Origin of the sequence: Crystallibacter degradans, from assembly GCF_012952295.1 — a bacterium.
GTDB lineage: Bacteria > Actinomycetota > Actinomycetes > Actinomycetales > Micrococcaceae > Crystallibacter > Crystallibacter degradans.
Genome location: NZ_JABBCH010000002.1, coordinates 247245 through 270566 on the forward strand (window position 1 = coordinate 247245; position 23322 = coordinate 270566).

The 23322-nt window shown below is 64.7% G+C and carries 22 protein-coding genes, 1 tRNA gene and 1 other RNA gene; 9 read left to right on the plus strand and 15 right to left on the minus strand.

The annotated features are described in order from the left end of the window. Positions 1-55 precede the first annotated feature (55 nt). Genes purL through purS form a run of 3 tightly spaced genes read right to left on the minus strand, consistent with a single transcriptional unit; the run spans position 56 to position 3491 of the window. Positions 56-2446 (minus strand): phosphoribosylformylglycinamidine synthase subunit PurL, encoded by a 2391-nt coding sequence (gene purL, locus HGO92_RS04910; RefSeq protein ID WP_240974414.1) that lies wholly within the window; start codon positions 2444-2446, stop codon positions 56-58. Beyond that, complete coding sequence (gene purQ / locus HGO92_RS04915) at positions 2446-3219, minus strand: phosphoribosylformylglycinamidine synthase subunit PurQ (RefSeq protein ID WP_169992454.1); 774 nt, start codon at positions 3217-3219, stop codon at positions 2446-2448. Before purQ ends, purL begins: the two co-directional genes overlap by 1 nt. Beyond that, positions 3219-3491 (minus strand): phosphoribosylformylglycinamidine synthase subunit PurS, encoded by a 273-nt coding sequence (gene purS / locus HGO92_RS04920; protein ID WP_139003965.1) that lies wholly within the window; start codon positions 3489-3491, stop codon positions 3219-3221. Before purS ends, purQ begins: the two co-directional genes overlap by 1 nt. A gap of 190 nt (positions 3492-3681) precedes the next feature. Here purS and HGO92_RS04925 point away from each other — a divergent pair, with 190 nt between their 5' ends. Beyond that, positions 3682-3852: a hypothetical protein gene (locus HGO92_RS04925; RefSeq protein WP_169992456.1), complete on the plus strand. Its 171-nt coding sequence runs from the start codon at positions 3682-3684 to the stop codon at positions 3850-3852. A gap of 318 nt (positions 3853-4170) precedes the next feature. After that, a complete protein-coding gene (locus tag HGO92_RS04930; protein WP_169992458.1) occupies positions 4171-4584 on the plus strand; it encodes a hypothetical protein in 414 nt (137 codons plus the stop codon). On the opposite strand, the gene HGO92_RS04935 is transcribed toward HGO92_RS04930, so the two are convergent. Together HGO92_RS04935 and HGO92_RS04940 are read right to left on the minus strand one after the other, a co-directional pair. Further along, positions 4581-4925 (minus strand): SSI family serine proteinase inhibitor, encoded by a 345-nt coding sequence (locus tag HGO92_RS04935; protein ID WP_169992460.1) that lies wholly within the window; start codon positions 4923-4925, stop codon positions 4581-4583. The two genes, HGO92_RS04930 and HGO92_RS04935, sit on opposite strands and share 4 nt — an antisense overlap. Before the next feature lie 226 nt (positions 4926-5151). Continuing rightward, a complete protein-coding gene (locus HGO92_RS04940; RefSeq protein ID WP_240974415.1) occupies positions 5152-6111 on the minus strand; it encodes a 3-methyladenine DNA glycosylase in 960 nt (319 codons plus the stop codon). 334 nt (positions 6112-6445) lie between these two features. On the opposite strand from HGO92_RS04940, the gene HGO92_RS04945 reads away from it, so the two are divergent. Further along, positions 6446-9490, plus strand: a complete 3045-nt coding sequence (locus HGO92_RS04945) for a S8 family serine peptidase (RefSeq protein WP_240974416.1) — start codon at positions 6446-6448, stop codon at positions 9488-9490. A 66-nt stretch (positions 9491-9556) separates the two neighbouring features. Here HGO92_RS04945 and HGO92_RS04950 read toward each other — a convergent pair whose 3' ends face one another. Further along, entirely contained in the window at positions 9557-10012 is a 456-nt protein-coding gene (locus HGO92_RS04950; RefSeq protein ID WP_169992462.1) for a MarR family winged helix-turn-helix transcriptional regulator, read from the minus strand. A gap of 97 nt (positions 10013-10109) precedes the next feature. Between HGO92_RS04950 and HGO92_RS04955 the strand changes: the two genes are divergently transcribed. Then, positions 10110-10319 (plus strand): hypothetical protein, encoded by a 210-nt coding sequence (locus HGO92_RS04955; RefSeq protein ID WP_169992464.1) that lies wholly within the window; start codon positions 10110-10112, stop codon positions 10317-10319. Positions 10320-10370: 51 nt separating this feature from the next. Beyond that, positions 10371-10589: a hypothetical protein gene (locus HGO92_RS04960; RefSeq protein WP_205834183.1), complete on the plus strand. Its 219-nt coding sequence runs from the start codon at positions 10371-10373 to the stop codon at positions 10587-10589. 90 nt (positions 10590-10679) lie between these two features. On the opposite strand, the gene HGO92_RS04965 is transcribed toward HGO92_RS04960, so the two are convergent. From HGO92_RS04965 to ehuB, 5 genes are all read right to left on the minus strand, one after another. Further along, positions 10680-11966, minus strand: coding sequence for an aspartate kinase (locus HGO92_RS04965; RefSeq protein ID WP_169992466.1), 1287 nt, complete (start codon positions 11964-11966; stop codon positions 10680-10682). A gap of 252 nt (positions 11967-12218) precedes the next feature. Continuing rightward, a complete protein-coding gene (gene ehuA / locus HGO92_RS04970; RefSeq protein WP_205834184.1) occupies positions 12219-13064 on the minus strand; it encodes an ectoine/hydroxyectoine ABC transporter ATP-binding protein EhuA in 846 nt (281 codons plus the stop codon). Further along, positions 13048-13701 carry an ectoine/hydroxyectoine ABC transporter permease subunit EhuD gene (gene ehuD / locus HGO92_RS04975; protein WP_169992468.1) on the minus strand — a complete coding sequence of 218 codons (654 nt, stop codon included), beginning with the start codon at positions 13699-13701 and terminating at the stop codon, positions 13048-13050. Before ehuD ends, ehuA begins: the two co-directional genes overlap by 17 nt. After that, positions 13698-14429 carry an ectoine/hydroxyectoine ABC transporter permease subunit EhuC gene (gene ehuC, locus HGO92_RS04980; protein WP_169992470.1) on the minus strand — a complete coding sequence of 244 codons (732 nt, stop codon included), beginning with the start codon at positions 14427-14429 and terminating at the stop codon, positions 13698-13700. The genes ehuD and ehuC overlap by 4 nt, the downstream gene beginning before the upstream one ends. A gap of 9 nt (positions 14430-14438) precedes the next feature. Then, the gene (gene ehuB / locus HGO92_RS04985; RefSeq protein WP_169993054.1) at positions 14439-15368 is read right to left on the minus strand and encodes an ectoine/hydroxyectoine ABC transporter substrate-binding protein EhuB; all 930 of its coding nucleotides are present in this window, start codon (positions 15366-15368) and stop codon (positions 14439-14441) included. Between the two features lie 331 nt (positions 15369-15699). Between ehuB and HGO92_RS04990 the strand changes: the two genes are divergently transcribed. After that, complete coding sequence (locus tag HGO92_RS04990) at positions 15700-16479, plus strand: GntR family transcriptional regulator (RefSeq protein WP_169992472.1); 780 nt, start codon at positions 15700-15702, stop codon at positions 16477-16479. Between the two features lie 7 nt (positions 16480-16486). On the opposite strand, the gene recR is transcribed toward HGO92_RS04990, so the two are convergent. The 3 genes from recR to ffs all read right to left on the minus strand — a co-directional run bounded on the left by recR (position 16487) and on the right by ffs (position 20730). Beyond that, positions 16487-17083 carry a recombination mediator RecR gene (gene recR, locus HGO92_RS04995; RefSeq protein WP_169992473.1) on the minus strand — a complete coding sequence of 199 codons (597 nt, stop codon included), beginning with the start codon at positions 17081-17083 and terminating at the stop codon, positions 16487-16489. A 23-nt stretch (positions 17084-17106) separates the two neighbouring features. Further along, positions 17107-20571, minus strand: a complete 3465-nt coding sequence (locus HGO92_RS05000) for a DNA polymerase III subunit gamma and tau (RefSeq protein ID WP_169992475.1) — start codon at positions 20569-20571, stop codon at positions 17107-17109. A gap of 63 nt (positions 20572-20634) precedes the next feature. Beyond that, positions 20635-20730, minus strand: an RNA gene (ffs, locus tag HGO92_RS05005) — signal recognition particle sRNA small type. Positions 20731-20867: 137 nt separating this feature from the next. Between ffs and HGO92_RS05010 the strand changes: the two genes are divergently transcribed. Further along, positions 20868-20952 (plus strand) — tRNA-Ser (locus HGO92_RS05010). Between the two features lie 171 nt (positions 20953-21123). Further along, positions 21124-22119 (plus strand): GT-D fold domain-containing glycosyltransferase, encoded by a 996-nt coding sequence (locus HGO92_RS05015; protein WP_169992477.1) that lies wholly within the window; start codon positions 21124-21126, stop codon positions 22117-22119. Between the two features lie 47 nt (positions 22120-22166). Here the strand turns inward: HGO92_RS05015 and HGO92_RS05020 are convergent, their stop codons facing one another. Next, entirely contained in the window at positions 22167-22730 is a 564-nt protein-coding gene (locus HGO92_RS05020; protein WP_169992479.1) for a TetR-like C-terminal domain-containing protein, read from the minus strand. 76 nt (positions 22731-22806) lie between these two features. On the opposite strand from HGO92_RS05020, the gene HGO92_RS05025 reads away from it, so the two are divergent. Further along, complete coding sequence (locus HGO92_RS05025; protein WP_169992481.1) at positions 22807-23301, plus strand: DUF4188 domain-containing protein; 495 nt, start codon at positions 22807-22809, stop codon at positions 23299-23301. The last annotated feature ends 21 nt before the right edge of the window (positions 23302-23322 follow it).

Here is a 23322-nt window from a genome sequence, read left to right on the forward strand (position 1 = left end):
CTCCCCGGAAGCGGGAAGGGCGTCAGCGGCGCAATCAATCGGAAGGCGCGGGGACCTACGCGAAGTACTTCGGCAGGGTGCCCTCGTGGGCTTCCTTCAGCTCGGCCAGCGGCAGGGAGAACTGGTCCTGGAAGTCCAGTGCCTGGTTCTCCGTGTCCACCACACCGATGCGGATATGGGCGAATCCGCGGGCGCTGCACATGTCCTTGAAGCGCACCTCTTCGCTCCTGGCGACGCTAACGACGGCGCGTGCCTGGCTTTCGGAGAACAGTGCGGTAAACAGATCCACACCATCGCGCTCGCAGACCTCGCCCAGGCCGATGCGGGCGCCGACGCCGAAGCGCAGGGCCATGTCGGACAGGGCCGCGGCGAGGCCGCCTTCGGAGAGATCGTGTGCGGCGTCGATCATGCCGTCGCGCGATGCGTTGATCAGCAGTTCGCCCAGCAGCTTCTCGGCTGCCAGATCCAGTGCCGGCGGCTTACCGCCCAGGTGTCCGCGCAGGTTGGCCCACTCGGAACCGTCCAGCTCGTCCTTCGTGACGCCCATCAGGTAGATGGCCTGTCCGTCTTCACGCCAGCCGGACGGAGTGCGCCGGGCGACGTCGTCGAAACGGCCCAGCACGCCGACTACCGGGGTGGGATGGATGGCCACGCCGCCGGTCTGGTTGTACAGCGAGACGTTGCCGCCGGTCACCGGAATGCCCAGCTCCTGGCAGCCATCCGCCAGGCCGCGGACGGCCTCGGCGAACTGCCACATGACCTCGGGGTCTTCGGGGGAGCCGAAGTTCAGGCAGTCGGAAACCGCCATCGGGACAGCGCCGGTGGTGGCGACGTTGCGGTAGGACTCGGCCAGGGCAAGCTGTGCGCCCTGGTACGGATCCAGGTAGGTGTAGCGGCCGTTGGCATCGGTGGAGACGGCGACGCCCAGACCGGTCTCTTCGTCCACGCGGATCACACCGGCGTCGTCCGGCATGGCCAGCGCGGTGTTGCCCTGGACATAGCGGTCGTACTGGTTGGTGACCCAGTCCTTGGAGCACATGTTCGGCGAAGCCATCAGCTCCAGCACGGCGGCCTTGAGTTCCTCGCCGGAGGAAGGACGCTCGGCTGCGCTGCTGTTGAACGTGTCGGCCTGCACGCCGTCCAGCCACTCGGGGCGGTGGTACGGGCGGTCGTAGACCGGGCCTTCGTGCGCCACGGTGCGGGGGTCGACGTCGACAATCTTTTCGCCGTCCCACTCGATGATCAGGCGGCCGGTATCGGTGACCTCGCCCAGCCAGGAGTACTCGACGTTCCACTTGTCCATGATCGCCTCGAACGCGGCGACGTTCTCCGGCGTCACCACGGCCATCATGCGTTCCTGCGACTCGGACATGAGGATCTCGCCCGGCGTCAGGGACGGATCCCGCAGCAGTACCGAGGTCAGCTCAACATGCATGCCGCCGTCGCCGTTGGAAGCCAGCTCCGAGGTGGCGCAGGAGATGCCTGCGGCGCCGAGGTCCTGGATGCCTTCCACCACGGAGGACTTGAACAGCTCGAGGCAGCACTCGATGAGCACCTTCTCCGCGAACGGGTCGCCCACCTGCACGGCGGGGCGCTTGGCCGGCTTGCCGTCGTCCTCGAAGGACTCGGATGCCAGCACGGAGGCGCCGCCAATGCCGTCTCCGCCGGTGCGCGCACCGAAGAGGACCACCTTGTTGCCTACACCGGACGCATTGGCCAGTCGGATGTCCTCATGGCGCATCACGCCCACGGCCAGCGCGTTGACCAGCGGGTTGCCCTGGTAGACGGAGTCGAAGACCACTTCGCCGCCGATGTTCGGCAGGCCCAGCGAGTTGCCGTAGCCGCCGATGCCGGCCACAATCCCGTGGACCAGGCGCGCGGTGTCCGGGTGGTCGATCGCGCCGAAACGCAGCGGGTCCATCACGGCAACCGGGCGGGCACCCATGGAGATGATGTCGCGGACAATGCCGCCCACGCCGGTTGCGGCGCCCTGGTAGGGCTCCACGAAGGACGGGTGGTTGTGCGACTCGATCTTGTAGGTCACGGCCCAGCCATCACCAATATCGACGACGCCGGCGTTCTCGCCGATGCCCACCATCAGGTGCTTCTTCATGTCCTCGGTGACCTTCTCGCCGAACTGGCGCAGGTGGACCTTGGAGGACTTGTAGGAGCAGTGCTCGCTCCACATCACCGAGTACATGGCGAGCTCGGCCGCGGTGGGGCGGCGGCCCAGGATTTCGACAACCCGGTTGTACTCGTCTTCCTTCAGGCCCAGTTCGGCCCAGGGAAGGGGGGTGTCAGGAGTCTCTTCCGCGTGCTTGACGGTGTCGATGTTGAACTTGCGTCCCTCAATATGCTCGACGGCGTCCGCGACGTACCCGAATTCCGCGTGCTCGTTCTTCGCCTCGTCGGCGGTCTCCAAGCGGGCGTCCACTCGTTCACTCATTACTTGGCACCTGCAACAATCTTCTTCAGTACAGAGGTGAAAATTCCCAGTCCGTCCGTGCCGCCGCCGAGCTCAACATCGCCAAAGGCGGAGGAGTCCGGGCCGAAGCCGGCTTCCACGGCGTGCTCGGGGTGCGGCATCAGGCCCACAACGTTCCCGGCCGCGTTGGAGATGCCGGCGATGTCGCGGCGCGAGCCATTCGGGTTCACGTCGACGTAGCGGAAAACCACGCGGCCTTCGCCCTCGAGTTCGTCCAGCGTCTTTTCATCGGCGACGTACTGGCCGTCCTGGTTCTTCAGCGGCACCACAATCTCGGAGCCCGCCGCGTACTCGGACGTCCACGCGGTGTCGCTGTTTTCCACGCGCAGCCTCTGGTCGCGGCAGAGGAAGTGCAGGTGGTTGTTCTTGATCATGGAGCCGGGCAGCAGGTGCGCCTCGGTCAGGACCTGGAAACCGTTGCAGATGCCCAGCACGGGCAGCCCGCCCTTGGAGGCATCAATAACCTGCTCCATCAGGGGCGCGAAGCGGGAGATCGCGCCGGCGCGCAGGTAGTCGCCGTAGGAGAAACCGCCGGGAATTACGACGGCGTCAACGCCCTTCAGGTCATGGTCGCCGTGCCAGAGGCTGACGGCCGTGCCGCCGGCGATGCGGACCGCGCGGGAAGCGTCCCGGTCATCCAGCGTGCCGGGGAAGGTGATGACGCCAATGCGGGCACCGGACAGGCCGCTGTCGGGCATGGGCGAGAAGTCGCCGATCAGGGGAGTTTCAGTCATTACTCGCCGGCTCCGATGGTGGCCTCGACGATGACCTCAACGCGGGTGACGTCTTCAATCACCGGGTTGGACAGCAGGGTGGTGGCAGCATGGCGGGCCTGCTCCAGGATCTCTGCGGTCACTTCGCCATCGACGGTAAGTTCAAAGCGCTTGCCCTGCCGGACCTCACTGAAGCCGGTCTGGCCCAGTCGTTTCAGCGCGCCGGCAATGGCTTTGCCCTGCGGATCAAGAATTTCGGGCTTGGGCATGACATCAACAACGATCCGGGGCATCCGGTAACTCCTGTGCTTGGAATCTGGCTCTTCAACGAAGCGAGGCGCGCGGAAACCGTGCCGTCTCACGCTGATCCAGCGCTCCGCGAGCTTGCATCCTCCATTCTACCGGCTATGGCAAACCGCAAATTCTACGTGACCGCGGCCCCAAACCGATGCCAAAAACGCGCACGCACCGTACGATTGCGCCATGCCCGAGAAACCCAAGTCCCTGCTTCTGCCCATCATGGCGGCGGCCATTGCCGGCGGCCTGGCCCGCATGGTGGTCCAAAAGTACCGCGCGGACAAGCAGGCCGAGCGTGCCGCCCACGAGGATCTTGCCCGCAGGTTCAGCGAGGCCGTCCGCAACCCCCGCCGCTAGCCAGCGCCCGCACAATCCAACGACGACGCCGGAACCCGGCGGCCGCCGTCGTCCTCCTTTGCTTTCATCCCTACACCACCGTTGGCTTCCAAGGGACAGGTGCCGTAGTAGGAGGCACCGTCGGGGCGGCCATTGGCGCAGCGGCCGGGCAGGCGCTGATTCCGATCCCGGGAGTTGGTGCCTTTATCGGCGGCGCTGTCGCCGGCTGGATCGGCAGTTCGGCAGGGTCGGCGCTGGGTGGACTTGCCAGGATCTGAGCGAAGGTGAAGATCTCGGGGATGCAATCGGAGATGCAGCAGAGGAGTTTTGGGGCGGATTATGGGGTTAGAGACGATTGCTTTTCTGGCAGTGATTACCATGGTCGGAGCGGGATTCTTCATCGCCGGTTACCTCGCCTATGCCGGACGCTGGCGCAGATGGGCGGCCTACAAGAGGTACTGGGAATTCGGCAAGACTTCCCACTTCGGGTTTATCTGCCTATTCGTAGGGATCGCGGTGCTGGTGCTTCCGCTATCAGCACTGATGGACGAGCTACTGGGGGTTGAAGCAGTTGCCAGGGCAGTGGCGTGGCTGGCGCTTCCCGCTGGTCTGCTGGCTGTGATCAGCTTCGTGGGCCTGCCGGGTATCCTGAAGCCGCGCTGGTACAAGGAATGGGTGGCGCGGGGCGCCATCCAGCACGAGCTTTATCCGCCTGCAGCCCCGGGCGCCGCAGGTTGGTTGCGCAAACGCTAGACTGCTCCGCCGATGCCGCCGAGCAGCGCCTTCATGGCGTTCCACTCGGAGATTTTGCAACCGTCGGTGAGGGAGAAGTGTTTATCCACGGGCTGCCCGTTGAGGGTTCCCGTAACGTGAGCCTGCTGCGGGCCGCCGTACTCCTGGGTGCAGATCACGTTCGGATCCGGCAGCCCGAAGAACACTTTCTCGCCGGCGTTCGCCAGGGCTTCGCAGGCGGCTTCCGGCTCCCGCACCGTCGAACTCTCAAGCGGTTGCGAGTCGGCGCACTCCAGAGTTCGTTCCTGCATGGCGTCGGACCCGGCTGAGGTCAACTCGATTCGCAGGCTGGCATCGACCATGGCGCTTCCTTCCTCTGGGTTGCTCGGCGGGGCGCTGCCGGGGGCGGACGGGGATGGCGAACCCGGCGCCGAAGGCGAGGCGGGCGCCGTCGTTTGCGGTGGGGACGTGGTCGGAGGCGGCTCCTCCTCCGGCGGTGTGCACCCGCCCAGCAGCAGAGCCAGTGCCACCGGCACGGCTAGCAGAGCCCGCGTTGCCCTTGTTGCAGCGCATTTGCCGTTCATGATCTCACCCGTCCATGTGGTCCAGACTGTCAATGTTCTCCAGCGCGGCCAGCAGCCGACCACGCAGTTTTTGGGATTCCTCCGAGAAGCCGCGCTGGGCTGCAGCGTACTGGGCCCGGCCCTCGGCCGTTTCGATCCGGATCGGCTCGTAACCCCAGGCGGCCAGATCGTATGGCGAGGCCTGCATGTCCATTTCGCGGATCCGCCAGGACAGTTCGAAGCAGTCCATCACCAATTCGCTGGGCAGCGCGGGGCTGAGTTTGTAGGCCCATTTGTACAGGTCCATGTTTGCGTGCAGGCAGCCGGGCTGTTCCATGTCCTGCTGGTTCCCGCGGGTGGGCCGCAGTGTGTTCAGCGGCGCGGCCTGGGGTGTGTAGAAGCGGTAGGCGTCGAAGTGCGAGCAGCCGATCCGGCTTTCCTCCACCACGGTGTCCGTTCCCTCGGCCCCGAGCCGCAGGTCCAGGTATTCGTGCCGCACCCCGTTGAGCCGGGACTTGTAGACCATGGCCCATTCGTGCAGTCCAAAGCAGGCGAACCGCGCCGGACGGGCGGCGGTTCCGGCCAGGATGACCCGCGCGTACGCAATGATCTCGGCCCGCTCCCGGCGGAACTTTTCGTGATCAAAGGTGACCGCGCCGCCGTCGTTAGCCGGATCCTCATTTGGCCGTACCAGCGCCCCGCGTTCCCGGGCAGAAAGCGGACGGTAGTACTTCCAGCCGTGCCGTTCCACGGCGGCTTCGCCGGTCAGGACGACGCCGGCGCCCGGGTGCCAGCGCAGCAACTGGCCGGGCTTGTGACTGTAGTAGGTGAAGAGGAAGTCCTCCACGGGATGCTTGCGCCCGGCCGAACGCCGCTGAAGATAGGGCTCCGTAAAGCGGGCAGCCCTGTGCCGGTGCTCCTGCGCCCGGAGCAACCCCTCCTCGGGCGCGAGGATTTCCGGCCGGATCAACTGCCTTTGCCACATGCATCCATTCTCGCAGGTTCGGGCCGCTCATATCACTACGCCTATATCACTATCCCGGGCGCGGCGCTAGACTCAGATCACGGATTGGTGGCGCCGTGAAGGAAGTAGTTCGGAAATACCTGAAAGGCTTCTTTGAGAAAAATATCTGCTGTATTTTGAGCTCACGGGCCCGCTAAAGTGACTCCGGTCACGCCGTTGGGGGGAAGGGGACCGGCTTCGTAGCCGGATCGCACGCCACTCGGTGAATCGTTTCTGCACCGGAGGGCGGGCAGCCTGGCGGGCCTGGGGGCGGATCAAGTTGGTTCGGTCCACAGGATGAAAGGCTTTCCTTCTCATGACCATGCAAAGCAACAGCTTTGTGCGGCGGCGCAGCATCCGCGCCGCCACTGCACTCGCACTGGGGCTGCCGCTGCTAGTTTCCGGACTGGCCGCACCGGCCGCAGCAGCGCCACCCGCCATATCCGCCACGATTCAAAACTCCCCGCTGGCGGAGGTGCCCGAGCTCTACCAGGACGGGCACTACATCGTCATGCTCGAAGCGCAGCCCGTAGCAACATACGACGGCGGGGTGGCGGGTATCGCTGCCACCAAACCGGAGAAGGGCCGCAAACTGGACGTTGGCAACGCCAACGCGAAGAAATACCAGCAGCACCTGAAGAAGAAGCAGCAGGCGGTAGCGGCCGAGGAGGGCGTGGAAATCCGAAGGAGCTTCACCACCGCCGTGAACGGATTCGCCGCGGACCTGACCGGCGTCCAGGCAGCCGCGCTCGCCAAGACTCCCGGCGTGCTGGCCGTCACCGAGGACGAGCAGCACCATCCGGTCTACTCCAGCGTGGATTACCTGGGGCTGCCCGGGAAGAAGGGCGTCTGGAACCAGCAGTACGGCTCGGAGAAGAACGCGGGCAAGGGCACTGTGGTGGGCGTGATCGATACCGGTTATCACCCGCAGAACGAATTCCTTGCCGGCGGGGAAGTTGCACCGCTCAAGGGCAAGCCGAAGGTCGGGGAGCCCTACCTGAACGGCGAGGGCAAGATCGCCATGCTCAAGTCGGACGGCTCCACCTTCATCGGCGAATGCCAGACCGGTGCGGCCGGCTCGGGTTTCACCGGGGCCGAATGCAACAGCAAGGTCCTGAGCGCCCGCTACTTCGCCGATGACTTTCTCAAGTTCGTGCCGCCGGAAAACCGGCACCCGAAGGAGAGCATTTCGCCTCTGGACCTCAACAGCCACGGCACCCACACCGCTTCAACCGCCGCCGGCAACAGCGGTGTGGAAGCCGACGTGGACGGCCGGGACTTCGGCACCGGCTCCGGCGTAGCGCCGGCGGCGAAGGTCTCCGTCTACAAAATCTGCTGGCAGGACAACAACGCCGCGACCGGCGGCTGCTACTCCTCGGCCGCCATCGCTGCCATCGAACAGGCCATCAAAGACGGAGTGGATGTGCTGAACTACTCCATTTCCGGCAACAACAACTCGGTGATCGACCCAGTGTCGATGGCCTTCCTGAGCGCGGCAGAAGTCGGCATTTTCGTCTCCGCTGCGGCGGGCAATGCGGGCCCGGCCGACACTACGGTGAACCACAGCGCGCCGTGGCTGACTACCGTTGCGGCAAGCACGTTCTCCAACGAACTGCAGGGCACGGTTGAACTCTCCGACGGCACCAAGTACCGCGGCACGTCGATCATGAGTTCCGAGCTGGGGCAGACCGCGCTGGTCCTGTCCAAAGACGCCGGCACGACCGCGGCCAAACCGGAGGACGCCGCCTTGTGCACCCCCGGTTCACTGGACCCGGCCAAGGTCCGTGGCAAGATCGTCATCTGCGACCGCGGCGTCATCGCCCGCGCCGAGAAATCGGTGGCGGTGAAACAGGCCGAGGGTGTGGGTATGGTCCTGGTCAACACAGTGCCCGGCTCCCTGGACCTCGATCTCCATGCCGTGCCGACGGTCCACATCGGAGATCCGGGCATCAAGGACAAGGTCGCCCAGGACCCATCACTCACCGCGGCTCTGGTTGATTCGGATACCACCGGCCTGCCGGACAGCCCGGTGCCGCAGGTGGCGGCCTTCTCATCGCGCGGCCCGTCCACGGCCGTAGGATCGGACCTGCTCAAGCCGGACGTTGCGGCCCCGGGCGTCAATGTGCTCGCCGGTGTCTCGCCCGTTGAGGGTGGAGAGAACTACGGCTTCATGTCCGGAACCTCGATGGCCGCACCGCATGTCGCCGGTTTCGGCGCCCTGCTGCTGGGCAAGAATCCGCTGTGGTCGCCCTCCACGATCAAGTCCGCGCTGATGACCACGGCCGGCGATCTGGTGAACGAGGACGGCACAACGAATACGGACAACTTCGCCACCGGCGCCGGACAGGTGGACGTCCGGCGGATGGCGGATCCAGGGCTGGTCTATGACGCGGGCATCGAAGACTGGTACGGCTTCCTGCAGGGCGCGGTGGGCGACATCGGGCTCGACGAAGACCTTGCCATTGAGGCCAAGGACCTGAACGTGCCCTCGATTGCGCTGGGGTCGCTGACCGGTGAAATTTCCGTGACCCGCTCGGTAACGGCGCTGAAATCCGGGACCTACCGGGCCAGTGTTGATCTGCCGGGTATCGAGGCCACGGTCGAGCCCTCGGTGCTGAGGCTGAGAAAGGGCCAGGAGGCCTCCTTCACCGTGACCTTCAAGAACGACGGCGCAGCGTACGGCAAGTTCGCAATGGGCGAGCTGGCGTGGCAGGACGGCAAGCGTTCGGTGGCGTCGCCGATCGCCGTCCGGCCGGTGGCAGTGCTGTCACCGGAGACCGTTGTAGTTGACGGGGCCGCGGGCGAAGGTTCAGCGGCCATTGAGGTCACTTCCGGAACGGACCAGCCCATCGACGTCGCTGTGGAGGGCATGGCGAAGGCCAACGCAATGACGGCTGAACGGACCGCTGATCCGAACGCCATCACACCAAAAAGTGCGATCGTCGCCAGCCTGGTGGTCCCCGAGGGTGCAACCATGGCCCAGATGTCCATCAATGCGGCAGTTCCCACCGCGGACTGGGACCTCTATGTGATCACTCCTGCCGGTGAACAACTGACGCAGGCAACGGCCGGCTCCAGCGAGACCTTGGTGCTGAACAAGCCGAAACCCGGCACCTATCAGGTGATCGGGCATCTTTGGGGCACCTCCGACGGTGCCACTACAAGTACCGGAACAGTCAACACGGTGGCTCTGGCCGGCGAGGCGGGCAACCTGACGGTAAGCCCGGATCCGCTGGAACTGGCCAACGGGGAAACCGGTTCCGTTAAGGCCAACTGGGCCGGTCTGGGATCAGGCAGTTGGGTTGGGCTGGTCCGGTTCGGTGACAGTGCCAGCACTGCACTGACCGTCAACGTCCCGTAGGGGAGCGGCCGTACCAACAACAAAGCGGTGGAGGCCGGCGGGAAGTCGCCGGCCTCCCCCTATGGCTTAGTGTGCGGCGGCCTGGGCGGCGGTAATCAGATCCCGCATGGATTCGTTGAGCGCCACCAGTTGCTCGCGGTCCAGCCCGAGCCGCTGCAACATGGTGCCGGGCACGGCCAGGGCATCTTCCCGCAAAGCTTTGCCCTTCACTGTCAGTCCGATGGCGAGGGCGCGTTCGTTCCCCGGTATGCGGTCACGGGTGATGAGTCCGGCGGCTTCGAGCCGCTTGAGCATCGGCGAAAGCGTGGCGGGCTCCTGGGCCAGGGCTTCGCCCAGATCCTTGACCATCCGGGGGCTCTCTTCCCACAGCGCCAGCATCACCAGGTACTGGGGATGGGTGATGCCGAGTTTCTCGAGGACCGGCTTGTAAGCGCCGATCACGCTGCGAGAGGCTACCGACAAAGCGAAGCAGAGCTGGTGTTCGAGCAGCAGGTCCTCGTCCCGGTGTACGGCCGCGGTCATGCGGATCACATCCTTCAGATAGTTAGCGCACTAAGTGTTAGCCTATGTTGGAAGAAGGAATCATTCCAATTGGCGGAGCAGGCGTAAGGAGGCCCACATGGCCGGCAAGAAGAACGCGGTGCAGAGGTTCATGAACATCACCGGCAAACTTCGCGTGATCTTGGGCCCCGCGCAAAAGAGCGGCGTGGACCATCCCATGACCGAGGACAACCGGCGCCTGCTGCAGGAGCGCGAAGCGGACGCGGCGCAGTGGGAAACGGTGCGCCGGGCGGACGGCAGTACCTACATCGTGCCCAAAAAGCAGTAGAAGTCGTACACTGGTCATACGGATAACAGCCTCGTCAAGAAGGTGATTCAGATGGCTGAGAATTCGCGCTTCCTCCGCACATTCATGCGTATAACCGCGGAGGCCGCCAAAGTGTGGGGTCCAGCAGACCGGATTGATTCTGATACCCCAGTGGTCCACAAGCACGACGACGCCGAAAAGGCCTCGGAGGAGCAGCTTGCGGAAATTGAGGTGGAGCGGGACGCCGAAGGCCATGCCTATGCAATCCGCAAACACCGTGACGTGACCTGAGGCCAAATCCGACTAGCCAACAAAAAGACCGACGGCGGTTCCTGCGTAAAGCGGAACCGCCGTCGGTCTTCGTGTTCGGTCAGTGTTGGATCAGCGTCCGGTGCCGCCGTACACGGTGGCCTCGTCCTCGGTGTCCAAACCGAAGGCAGCATGGACGGCGCGCACGGCGGTGTCCAGCAGATCGGCGTGGGTGACGATCGAGATGCGGATCTCGGACGTGGAGATCATGTCCACGTTCACGCCCGCCTTGTGCAGGGCGTCGAAGAACTTGTAGGAAACGCCGGGGTTGGAGCGCATGCCCGCACCGATCAACGACAGCTTGCCCACCTGGTCGTTGTAGTCGATGCTGTCGAACCCAACTACATCCTGGGAGGCCCGGAGCGCTTCCAGGGCTTCCTTCCCCTCCACCATGGGAAGCGTGAACGAGATGTCAGTCTTGCCGGTTCCCTTGGTGGAAACGTTCTGCACGATCATGTCGATGTTGGAGTGGGCGCCGGCAACAATGCCGAACAGCTCTGCCGCCTTGCCGGGGACATCGGGCACGCCGATGATGGTGACCTTGGCTTCGGAACGGTCATGGGCCACTCCGGAAATGATGGGCTGTTCCATGGGTTCTCCCTCTTGGATCTTGATCTTGTCGTCGGGGCTGGGCAGCACCCAGGTCCCTTCGTTGGTGCTGAACGACGAGCGCACGTGCAGCGGGACACCGAAGCGGCGTGCGTATTCCACGCAGCGCAAGTGCAGGATCTTGGACCCCGAGGCCGCCATTTCCAGCATTTCCTCGCTGGAGATCTCGTCGATCTTCTGCGCATTGGTGACGACGCGGGGATCCGCGGTGTAAATGCCGTCGACGTCCGTGTAGATCTCGCAGGAATCGGCGTCCAGCGCCGCGGCCAGTGCCACTGCGGTGGTGTCGGAGCCGCCGCGGCCCAGCGTGGTGATGTCCTGGCTTTCGCGGCTCATGCCCTGGAAGCCGGCAACGATCGCGATGTCGCCCTTCTCCAATGCCGTCTTCACGCGGTGCGGGGAGACATCGATGATGCGGGCCTTGCCGTGGATGGCATCGGTAATCATGCCGGCCTGGCTGCCGGTGAAGGACTGGGCCGTGGCGCCCTGCTCCTGGATGGCCATGGCCAGCAGGGACATGGAAATTCGTTCGCCGGCGCTCAGCAGCATATCCATCTCGCGTGCGCTGGGGGCGGAGGTAATCTGGTCAGCAAGATCAAGCAGCTCGTCGGTAGTGTCGCCCATCGCGGACACAACAACCACAACTTCGTTGCCGGCAGCCTGCGTGTCGACCACGCGCTGGGCAACCCGCTTGATGCCTTCGGCGTCCGATACTGAGGAACCACCAAACTTCTGCACTATCAAGCTCATGCGCTCTCTAAACAACTCCTGGATTGGCGCCGACCGGCAGCCTGGCACGGTAGGCAATTGGGAAATCTGCCGGTGGATACACGTCGGCTGCAGACGCACTCGGCAAGGAAAGTCTAGCGCCGCGGAGCTACCCGCGGTGAATAGAGTTGGACAAACAGGCCTGTGTGACCTTCGGAAAATCAGGAACAACGACGGCGGCGGGCCGGCTTACGCACGGCAGTTGCCGCCGTCGTTGGTTGGTTTTTATCGGTGTCAGTGCGTGCCGATGTGGCCGTCGCCGCTGCCGAGCACCGCGTGCAGGAATGCCTGCGTCCGCTCGTGCTGCGGGTTGGTGAACATGACGTCCGGCGTGGCCTCTTCTACCACGCGGCCGCCGTCGAACATCATGACCCGGTTGGAAACATCGCGGGCGAACTGCATCTCGTGCGTGACGATCAGCATGGTGATGTCGGTGGTTTCGGCAATGTGGCGCAGAATGCCGAGCACCTCGCCCACAATCTCCGGGTCCAGCGCCGAGGTGACTTCGTCCAGCAGCAGGATGTCCGGATCCATGGCCAGCGCACGCGCAATCGCAACACGCTGCTGCTGGCCGCCGGAAAGCTGCAGCGGATGGGCGTTGGCCTTGCCCGGAAGCCCCACGCTTTCGAGCAGTTCCATGGCGCGCTTGGTAGCCTCTGCCTTGGACTGGCCGAGCACGTGGACCGGCGCCTCGATGATGTTTTCCAGCACGGTCATGTTGGGAAACAGGTTGAACTGCTGGAAAACCATGCCGATGCGCTTGCGGATCTGCTTCTGGGCCTTCTCGCTGCGCGCAACGCGTTTGCCGTCGCGCAGCTCGTGGGTGAGCGGCTCGCCGTCGATGTAGATGTACCCCTCGCTGAGGCTCTCCAAGGTCATGACCAGGCGGAGAATGGTGGTCTTACCGGAGCCGCTGGGGCCGATCAGGGTGACGCGGTCGCCCTTGGCCACTTCGAAATTGAGGTCCTTGAGGACCACGTTGTCGCCGAACCGCTTCTCCACATTCTCGAACCTGATGGCCGGAACGGCGGCTGCGGTGCCGTCACCGGCCGCGGCGTGGGGGTCAGTAGTTGTAGGCAAGGCGCTTTTCCAATCTGGAGATGAGCAGGGAGGTCGGGTAGCTGGCCAGCAGGAAAATCACGCCGGCCAGGGTGATGGCCTCCATATATCTGAAGTTGTTGCCGCCGAACGTGAGCCCGGCCCGGACCATTTCCACCACGCCGATGGTCAGTAGGAACGGGGTGTCCTTGAACATTGAAATGGCGTAGTTGCCTAACGCCGGAACCGTTGCCCGCAGGGCCTGCGGAACGATAACGGCCGTCCAGGCCCGCCGCTTCGACATGGACAGCGCGGTGGTTGCCTCCCACTGGCCCGTGGGAACGGAGTCGATGCCGGCCCGGTAGACCTCGGCCATGTAAGTGGAGTAGTGGATACCGAAGACCACGATGCCGATGGTCAGCGGCTCGATGGTCAGGAAGGTCCAGTACGCGAACAGCAGCTGCACCACGATGGGCGTCATCCGGATGAAGTCGCCGATGAAAGTGATGACGGCGGCAATCGGTTTCGGCACCGACATGCGCAGGATCGCGATGAAGAGTCCGAGCACGGCTGCGATGGCGGTGCTCAGGACGGTGACAATTAATGTGACCTGGACGAAGGCCAGGAGCAGTTCAGGCAGTACCGCCCAGGCGGCGTCCCAATCCCATAAGCCGTTCATGCTTTCCGGCCTCCTTCCGCTGCGGCAGTCTCCGGGGTCTTCGGGGTCAGCGCCTCGCGCAGCGATTCGCCGCGGCCCAGGCGATGCTTGGCCCGTACCTCAAGAGCGTTCATGATCAGCGTCAGGATGTACGCGATGACGAAGTAGATCACCAAGCTCACGCCGTAGGCGAAGAAGGTGTCCGTCTGTTCGCGCAGCTGCTCGGTGTGGTAGGTCAGATCGGCGAGGGTGATGAAGCTGACGATTGCCGTGCCCTTGAGCATGTGGATGAGGTAGTTCGTGAGCGAGGGAATCATCAGCGCCCAGGCCTGCGGGAAGATGACGCGGATCATCTGCTGCGACTTGGACATGCTCAACGCAGTCGTGGCTTCCCATTGCCCGGTCGGAACCGAATTGATGGATCCGCGCACTACCTCGGCCGCGTAGGCACCGTAGTTGAGCCCCAGGCCGAGGATGCCACAGACCATTGCCGGCAGCGCCAGCCCCAGCTGCGGCAGAACGAAGAAGAAGAAGAACAGCTGGACTACCAGCGAAGTGCCGCGGAAAAATTCCATGATCGCCCGGCACAGGCCGCGGAGCACAATGTTGTGCAGCCGCGAGCCCAGGCCGAGGACCACGGCGATAACCATCGCCAGCAGGGCGCCGCCGAGGGTCAGCTGAAGGGTAATCCACAACCCGTCCAGGATCCTCGGCCACGCCTCTGCCAGCGCTTCGAAATTGCTTTCCATGAAGGTGGACTAGCCCAAATCTCCGGAGCAGAGCTGCTCGGTGGTCAGGTCCTCGGGCGGGAGGTTCTCGGCGGTGAAGCCGAAGTCGCCCACTACGTCCACGTAGGTCTCTTCGGACTCGGTGATCTTGGCCAGTTCGGCGTTGTAGGCCTCCAACAGTTCCGTGTCGCCCTGGCGGAAGACCGTGGCGCCGGCACCGATCTGCTCCACGCCGTCGATGACCTGGACGAATGGCTGCGTCACTTCGATGCCGGCATCCGGGTTCTTCTCAGCCAGCCAGTTCAGGGAGATGGCCGTCATGGCGAAGGCGTCAGCGCGCCCTGCCGCCACGGTGTCCATGCCGTCCTGGGCATTGCCGACGGACTGGGGATCCAGGCCCAGTTTGTCGGCGTAGCCGGCTTCGATGCCGCCGGAGAGAACGGCCAGCTTGATGTCCTCGCCGCCTTCTTCAGCAGCCACGATCGAATCCAGGTCCGTCAGGTTCTTCGGGTTTCCCTCCTGAACCATCAATGCGGTGGTGTACATGATTTCCGGGTCGCTGAAGGCGGCCTGCTCGCAGCGCTCCGGCAGGATGGACATGCCGGCACTGACCACGTCGAACCGGCCTGCATTCAGACCCGGGATCAGTGCGTCCCAATCCACCAGCTTCGCTTCAACGTTCTCGACGCCGAGCTCGCTGAAGATTTTCTCGTGCATGGCAATGGTGGCGCCGGTGGCCTCGCCGCCTTCCTGGAAGGAATACGGAGCCTCGCCTGCGATACCGACGGTGACGGTGCCCGATTCCTGGATTTCCGCCAGAGTGCCGCCGGCCGCCGGGCTCGCGCCCTCTCCTTCGCCGCCCTGCTCGATCTGTCCGTCGCCGCAGCCGGCCATCAGCACCAAGGCCAGCACGCTTCCCGCGGCCAGTGCCGCCCGGGACTTAGTGGTACGAGCGTTCATCATGTTCCTCTTTCGGTCGTGAAATGGGCGAAGCCACCCGGTCTACGCACATGCGCACCCCAGCCGACCCGACCCGAATTTGGGATGACTGAGCTCCACGCTAGTAATTTTCGCCACCACATACAATCTGCAAGTCTGCATGTATGATTGTCGACAGCAGTGCGACCCGGGGTATTCCGTCCCGGTTTCGGGCTAAATTCCGCGTACTTCCGCGGATGTCGGCCCTCACACTTATACTGATTACGATTTGGCCACGATGCGGATTCGTCCCCAACCTGTGCACGATGCAGGAGTAATCCGGGTGCCAAACGCAAGACACGTAAGGACCCAGATGCCCCACCCCTCTGCACACCGCAACGCGCCTGCCGTCCTGAGAGTGCATCGTCCCTCGACCGTGGACCTGATCGCTACGGAACTGCGCAACGCCATCTATTCCGGTGCGCTGGCCGTGCGTTCACCGCTGCGCGAAGTGGAAATCGCCCGGCAGCTCGGCGTGAGCCGCAGCCCCTTGCGCGAAGCCGCCCAGCGTTTGGTCCAGGAAGGGCTGCTGACGGCCAAACCGGGGCAGGGGATGCGGGTGGCCGTGGTCGGCGAAGACCGGCTGGATGACTTGTTCGAAGCCCGGGTCGCGGTGGAGAGCCACGCTGCCCGGATGATCATCGATAAGCACGACGACGCCGCTGTCGCCAAGGTTCAGAGCGCTTTCGACCACCTGCTGCGGACGGCCGAGGGCAACGATGCCCGTGCCATCGGTGACGCGGACCTGGATTTCCACTTTGCCCTGGTCGATGCGGCGGACAACGCGCATCTGAGCCGTTACATGTCAACGCTCGTGGTGGAGACCCGGCTCGCGAGCTTCAGCAGCAAGCGTGGCTATGTCGTGCGGAAGGACATCACCCAATCGCACCACGGCATCATGGCCGGCCTGCAGGACTGGGATGCCGAGGCAGCGGCCGATGCCATCAGGGAGCATATGGTGGAGGCAGTAGACCGGCTGACCGGCGTACTAGAAGAGCGCGGCGTTCACGTGGAAACGGTCACCGAAGAGCCCACGCCCGCCGGAGCCTACGCATTGGGGCCGATCACCCAGCCGCTTACGGAGCTTTCCTAAATTCCGGTTAGCTGACCTGGCGCCGGCCTTCGAAGGCCCGGCCTAGCGTCACTTCGTCGGCGTATTCCAAGTCGCCTCCTACTGGAAGGCCCGAAGCCAGCCGGGTGACCTTAATGCCGAAGTCCTTGAGCAGTCGTCCCACGTAGGTCGCAGTCGCCTCGCCCTCCAGGTTGGGGTCCGTGGCGATGATGATCTCCTGGACCTGGCCATCGGCGAGCCGGGTCAGCAGTTCCCGCATCCGCAGCTGATCGGGGCCGACCCCGCCGATCGGATTGATGGCGCCGCCGAGCACATGGTAGCGGCCCCGGAAGGACCGGGTGCGCTCAACGGCCATGACATCCTTCGATTCCTCCACTACACAGATCACAGTGGGATCCCGCCGGGGATCACGGCAGATGTTGCACGTTTCCTGCTCGGAGACGTTGCCGCAGATCGAACAGAACTTCACCCGCTCCTTGACATTGGTGATGGCCTGCACCAGTTGCTTCATGTCGGCCGGTTCAGCTTCAAGGATGTAGAAAGCGATGCGCTGGGCCGACTTTGGTCCGATACCGGGAAGCCGGCCAAGCTCGTCGATTAGCTCCTGGACGGCACCTTCGTACACTGAACCTCAATCTCCAAACAGTTTTAGGAACCGTCGAGGCTCTGCTCCTCAATCAGCCGGCCGCCCAAAATGCGTTCAATGGCGGCGCGGCCTACCAAGCCCGAGTCTTCGATGGCTAAGTCATCTTCACTGGGGATGTCCTCGACGTGCCTCAAGTTTAGGCCACTGCCGCCCTTGCTGCCGAAGCCAGGCCCAGCGGGAGCGCCGGCAGGCCGGCTTTGCGCCTCGGCAGCCCTGGCCTGGTTCAGCAACCGCTGGTAGCGGCTCATGGGTTTATTAGGATCCGGTGCAGCTGCCGCGTCAGGAGTCTGGGCCGAAGCTGGCGCTGGCGCTGGCGCTGGAGCAGGAGCAGGAGCAGGCGCCGACGCCCGGGCTTGGGATGTTGCTGGGGCCTGCGGAGAGGCTTGGGCCGGAGTTGGCGGTGATGCCGGTGCCGAGAGGTGTGGCCGCCTTGGTTCGAAGTCCGGGCTGGCGTCCCATTCTTCCGACGGCGGTTCCTCATCCGAGAAGGGAATGTCGTCGTAGGGCGACTGCGGCACATTCGATACACTCGGCGCAGCAGGTGCTTCAGGCTGCGGCCGGCCGGTCGCAGGACGCTGTCCGTTTTGGGCGGGAGCTTGCGGGGCAGACACTTCACCGGCAGCTTGGGGCGGTTCCCATACGGTTGGCCTGGCAGCAGCAGGTTGTCCCTGGGCGAGGTGGCCGAATACAGGCCGTTCCCCTGGCGCCGGCGGGGGTACGGTGACCGGTTCCGCTGTTGCCGGGCGGGGCGTCGCGGCGGAGGGTGCGCTTGCCGCGGACGGCGCGCTCTGCGCGGAGACGCTGCTGGCTGCCGATGGGCTGCTCTGGACTGAAGATGCGCTCTGCGCCGACACGGCACTGGTGCCCGACGGAGTGCTGGCGGCAGACGGGGCGCTTTGGGCGGATGTTGCGCTGGCACCCGATGGAACGCTGCCCGCCGATGGTGCGCTTTGCCCCGACGCCATGCTGCTGGTAGAGGGCGCGCTCTGTGCAGAAGGTTCGCTGAGCGCCGATGGAGTCCGGGCAGGGAGCGTGGTGGTTGCAGTAGCAGCGCCCGCTGATTGAACACCCGCGGATCCCGAGTTAGCGCCCGGGACAGGAGCCACCGGTCCCCAGACGTTACCGGCATCCTGCGCAGTAACAGGCTGACGGTTTTGGGCAGGCTCAGCTGCAGGCGCCGCAGGGGAGCTGGCGGTGGGCGTGGCCGGCGCGGGCGCGTTCATAGTCCGTGGTGCCGCACCGTCTGCCGGCGGCTGCCAGCTAGTAGGTACTTTTGGGGCGGGTTCACCCGCTGCCCGGGCAGAGCCTCCGGCCGTAACGTCGATCGCACAGTCGACGCCGAGCACCTTGAAGATGCATTGTCTGAGGATTCCTGCGTTCTCCTGCTTGCTGTTGAACGCATTCATCGCACCGGAGTTCGAGAAGGCCACTGTCAGCGTCCGGCCGTCGAAGCCGGCCAGCGAGGTGTGTGGTTCGACTGTCATCCAGAGGAACTTCTTCTCGGTTTTCAGGACATCCATGATTTCCGGCCACGCGCGGCGGAACATCTCTACTGATCCGGTGGCACCAGACGCGGCAGGGCGCTGTTGGGATGGCGCGGCCGGGGGAGCCGATTGCGCCGGCGCCGGGGCTTGGTGGCTTGTCGGGGCGCCCGGCTGGGTTGTGGATCCCGGGCCTGACTGCGCGGGGGAAGCGGGGCCTGCTTGTGCTGCCGCGGGTGCAGCCGGCTGGCCCGGTGCACGCTGCTGTGCCGGTGCCGGTGTCTGCGCTTGTTGGCCTGGTGCTGTCTGTTCCGCAGGAACTTCAGGCCCGGGGGTGGCGGGCTTCGCCGGTTCGGGCTCGGGAACCGCGCCCCAGGTACCGCCCCAATCACGCGAGGCAGGCGGCTCTTCCGCCTGCGGTGCGGCAGGGGCTGCGGAGGTTGCAGGCGCATGCGCCTGCTGGCCGGAGCCGGCCGCCGGTTCTGCCTGGGCAGGCCGAGCCTGGGGCCCAGTCTGGGCGGGCCGGGCCTGAGGACCAGTTGGCGCAGTCTCGGCAGCCGGCTGCGGCTGCGGTTCCTGCGAGGGCTGGATGGGAGCGGGAGTGTTCTGTGGCGCGGGCTCGACGGGGGCCGCGGCGTTCTGCGGCGATGGCTGCGTTTCTGCTGCCGGTGCTGCGTGGGTGCGGGCGGCGCGCAGCGCCTCCCGCACCTTGGCCGCCCCGCCGGCGCCTTCAGCACTTGGCACGGAAGGTGCGGACCCGGCGTCGTAATTGGTTTCGGTGGCGGGCGGAGCATGGTTGGGCGCTCCGGCGGGAAGCTCCCCGGCATACGCGAGCCGGCGTTCGAGCCGGTCCACACGGGCCGCAACGCCTCGTTCGGCCTGGTCGGCGACGGGCAGCAGGATGCGGGCACAGAGCAGTTCCAGATGCAGGCGCGGCGAGGTAGCGCCGGTCATTTCGGTGAGCGCCTGGTTGGTGATGTCCGCGGCGCGGGAGAGTTCGGAGGAGCCGAGCTGATTGGCCTGGGTCTGCATCCGCGCGATCTGGTCTTCGGGGACACCGCGGAGAATGGCGTGGGCGCTCTCCGGCATGGCCTTGACGATGATCAGGTCGCGGAAGCGCTCGAGCAGGTCTTCGACGAAGCGGCGCGGGTCATGGCCGGTCTGCACCACGCGGTCCACGGCGTTGAATACGGTGGAAGCGTCCTGCGCGGCGAAGGCATCGACGACGTCATCGAGCAGCGAGGCATGAGTGTAGCCGAGCAGGGAGACGGCCAGTTCGTAGTCCAGCCCCTCGGGCCCGGCGCCGGCCATGAGCTGGTCCAGCACGGAGAGCGAATCGCGCACGGAGCCGCCGCCGGCGCGGACGACGAGCGAGAGCACGCCGGGGGCCACCGGCACGTTTTCCTGGTTGCACAGCAGTTCCAGGTACTGCATCAGCGGTTCCGGCGGGACCAGCCGGAACGGGTAGTGGTGCGTACGCGAGCGGATAGTCCCGATGACCTTGTCCGGCTCGGTGGTGGCGAAGATGAACTTGATGTGTTCCGGCGGCTCTTCCACAATCTTCAGCAGCGCGTTGAAGCCGGCCGACGTGACCATGTGGGCCTCGTCGATGATGAAGATCTTGTAGCGGTCCCGCACCGGGGCGAAGGTTGCGCGTTCGCGCAGATCGCGGGCGTCGTCCACACCGCCGTGGCTGGCGGCGTCGATCTCGATGACGTCCAGGCTGCCCGGGCCGCCGCGGCCGAGCTCGACGCAGGAATCGCATTGTCCGCAAGGGGTCGGCGTCGGGCCTTGCGCGCAGTTGAGGCAACGGGCCAGGATCCTGGCGGAGGTGGTCTTGCCGCAGCCGCGCGGGCCGGAGAAGAGGTAGGCGTGGTTGACGCGATTCTTCTGCAGAGCGGCCATCAGCGGATTTGTGACATGTTCCTGCCCAATAACGTCCGCGAAGGAATCGGGGCGGTAACGACGGTAGAGGGCTGTACTCACGATAAGAACCCTATCGGTTGCGGCTCGTACTTTGCATCAGGCATCCCGGCGCTGGGGATAGACGTAAAAGACCCCTCATGCACCTGCCAGAGCCCGCTTACCCTTGCTACCTTCCGGTCCTGGGGGAGTTCACAGGATGACACCACATGAGGGGCCGTCCAATAGTCTACCCGAGATGCCCGGGTGGCTGGAAATCGGCCGAGTGCGGAGGGCCCGTGGTGACGTGCATCGCGCGATTCGCCACTTTCGGAAACGGTCAGGTAGTCTTGTACCTGCTCTTGTTGAGCAAAACATCTGGAGGATTCGCCTAGCGGCCTATGGCGCACGCCTGGAACGCGTGTTGGGTTCACGCCCTCGGGGGTTCAAATCCCCCATCCTCCGCGGATAGGAAAAAGCCCCGCCCCTGTGGCGGGGCTTTTTTCTTTAATTGGCGGCCTTGTTTTGGCAGATTCGGTGTTGGCCCGCCGAGGCTAACAGAGATTAGATGCCACTAGCGCTAAAATCCGGTGATACGTACCATCGGCCGGGCTGGCCGTACAAGCAGGGAGCGTTATGTCGAAAGTTGATGTACTGCGACGGATCGTTGCAGGCACACTCCAACATCGAAAAAAGACGGTCGACGCCGCCAACCGGCAGATCAAGCTCCTTGAGGAGCAGAACAAGCTGCTGAAGTCGCTCGTCCAGACCCAGAATTCGCTCGCCCAGACCGAGAAGAAGCGCGACGAGGTTATCGCGAAGCTGCACTGGGAGGCGCAGCGTACGCGTACGATCGCGGAGAACATCCGCGGAGCCGTCATGGCGCCTATCCGCCAGGACATTGCCGAGGTCATGCAGGCCAAGCAGTTGGATCACCTCGAGACGTTGGCGGTCATCCGTGACGAGCGTAAGAGCTTTGCGCGGTTCGGCGACGGAGAGTTCCGCCTGATGTACCGCCGCGAGCACAAGCTGAAGTTCCATAAGAATTCACCGGAGCTGATGACCGCGCTGAAGAGCGTCCTGGTGTCGCCCCATCCGGACACCCTGCTTGGAATGCCGCAGGTGTTCCTGGGGCTGCACTGGTCCATCGTGTTTGCGGAGACCTGGCATTTCGTCGGGCCGCTGGTGGCAACGCAGGAACGTTTCGGCAACAGCCACGTGACCCGCCCTGCCATGTTCGACGAATACGGTCAGGACGCCGTGGAGGCTTGGCGGTCCGTCTGGGCCGGCCGGGATGCAGCTGTCATTACCGGCGAAGGTTCCCGCTTCGACCTGATCGACCCCTTGTTTGGCTCGCTGCGCAGTTCTACGGAGTTCTTCTCGAAGCCGACGGACGCCTTTGATGATCTGCCCCGACTGGTGGACCAGGTTGTTTCCTCCGGGCTGGATCTGGCGTTGCTTTCGCTCGGGCCCGCGGCGACGGTAGCTGCAGACATGCTTGCCGCGCGTGGAGTGCAGGCTCTGGACATCGGACACCTGTCGGCGAGTTACCTGAATGTCCTTGAGGGTGCTGCCTTGCCGGAGGAAATGCCGACTGCACGTCGGGTTGCGGCCGAGAGCACCGCCAAGTAGCAGATGCTGGGCCCCGGTCCCCAACCGGCGCGGCCGGATCCGCGTGACTAGACGGGGTAGGTGCGCTCGATGGCGTGGAGCGCTGTTTCGTAGGCGGCGGCCCAGTCGGTGCCGGGGACGTTGGCGAGCTCGAGGCTGACGAGGCCGTGGACCTGGCCCCAAATGGCTGCAGCAACCAGCGGCACGGATTCTTCGGATCCGGCCGCGGCGAGTGCTTTGCCGACTGCCTGGTACAGGGGCTGGATCGAGTTCGCGGAGGCGTCCGGACTTGGTTCGCACGGGGTCTGCGCGGCTGCGGAGCCGAACATGAGCGCGTAGAACGCAGGGTGGTCCAGGGCCCATTGGCGATAAGCCCTGCCCAGGGCCGCCAAACCGCCGGGGGAGGCGGCGCGTTGGGAATCCCCGAACGAGCGGAAGGCGTCGTCTACCACCGCCGTCAGCAGCTGCGACTTGCCGCCGAAAAGCGAGTAGACCGCCGTCGTCGATGTGTTGGCTGCTGCTGCCACATCGCGCAACGCTACCCGGCTGGGTCCCTGCTCCGCCATGAGGCTTGCCGTGGTCTCGATGAGCCGCTGCTGCAGTTCGGAATCATAAACAGTAGGCCTTGCCATAGCTCCCATTGTTCCATAACATTGTTTTATAACGCTGTTACGAAATGAAACGGCACGAAGAACGTAGGAGAAGGCCATGGGCCAGAGCGTCATTCCCGGAAGGTTTACCGCGGTCCCGGAGACCGAAACCGTGACGGTTTTCCTGATCGGCATGCGGGCCAACCGCTGGTGGAAATTCGGTAAGCTGCTGCCCATGTCTACGGCCATGGCGCGCATGCTCAATCATCTGGCAGCCACGCCGGAAGCGGGCCTGCTGGGCTTCCATTCATGGTTCGGCAGGACCACCATCATGCTCAGCTACTGGGAAAGCCCCGAGCACATCCAGCGCTTCGCCGCGGACCGGACTGCGCCGCATCTTGAACCCTGGCGCAAATTCATGCGGGAATCGGCCGGCAGTGGCGACATCGGGGTATGGCACGAGACTTACCAGGTTGCCGTTCGCGACCAGGAGTCCGTCTACAGCGACATGCCGCCCTTCGGTCTGGGCGCGGCGACCAAGAGCACACCGATCGGCCGCGGCGGCAATACGGCGCGGCAGCGGATGGGGCGGCAGAAGCCGGCCAAGGCCTGAGGCGTGCCGGGAACTTGGGGC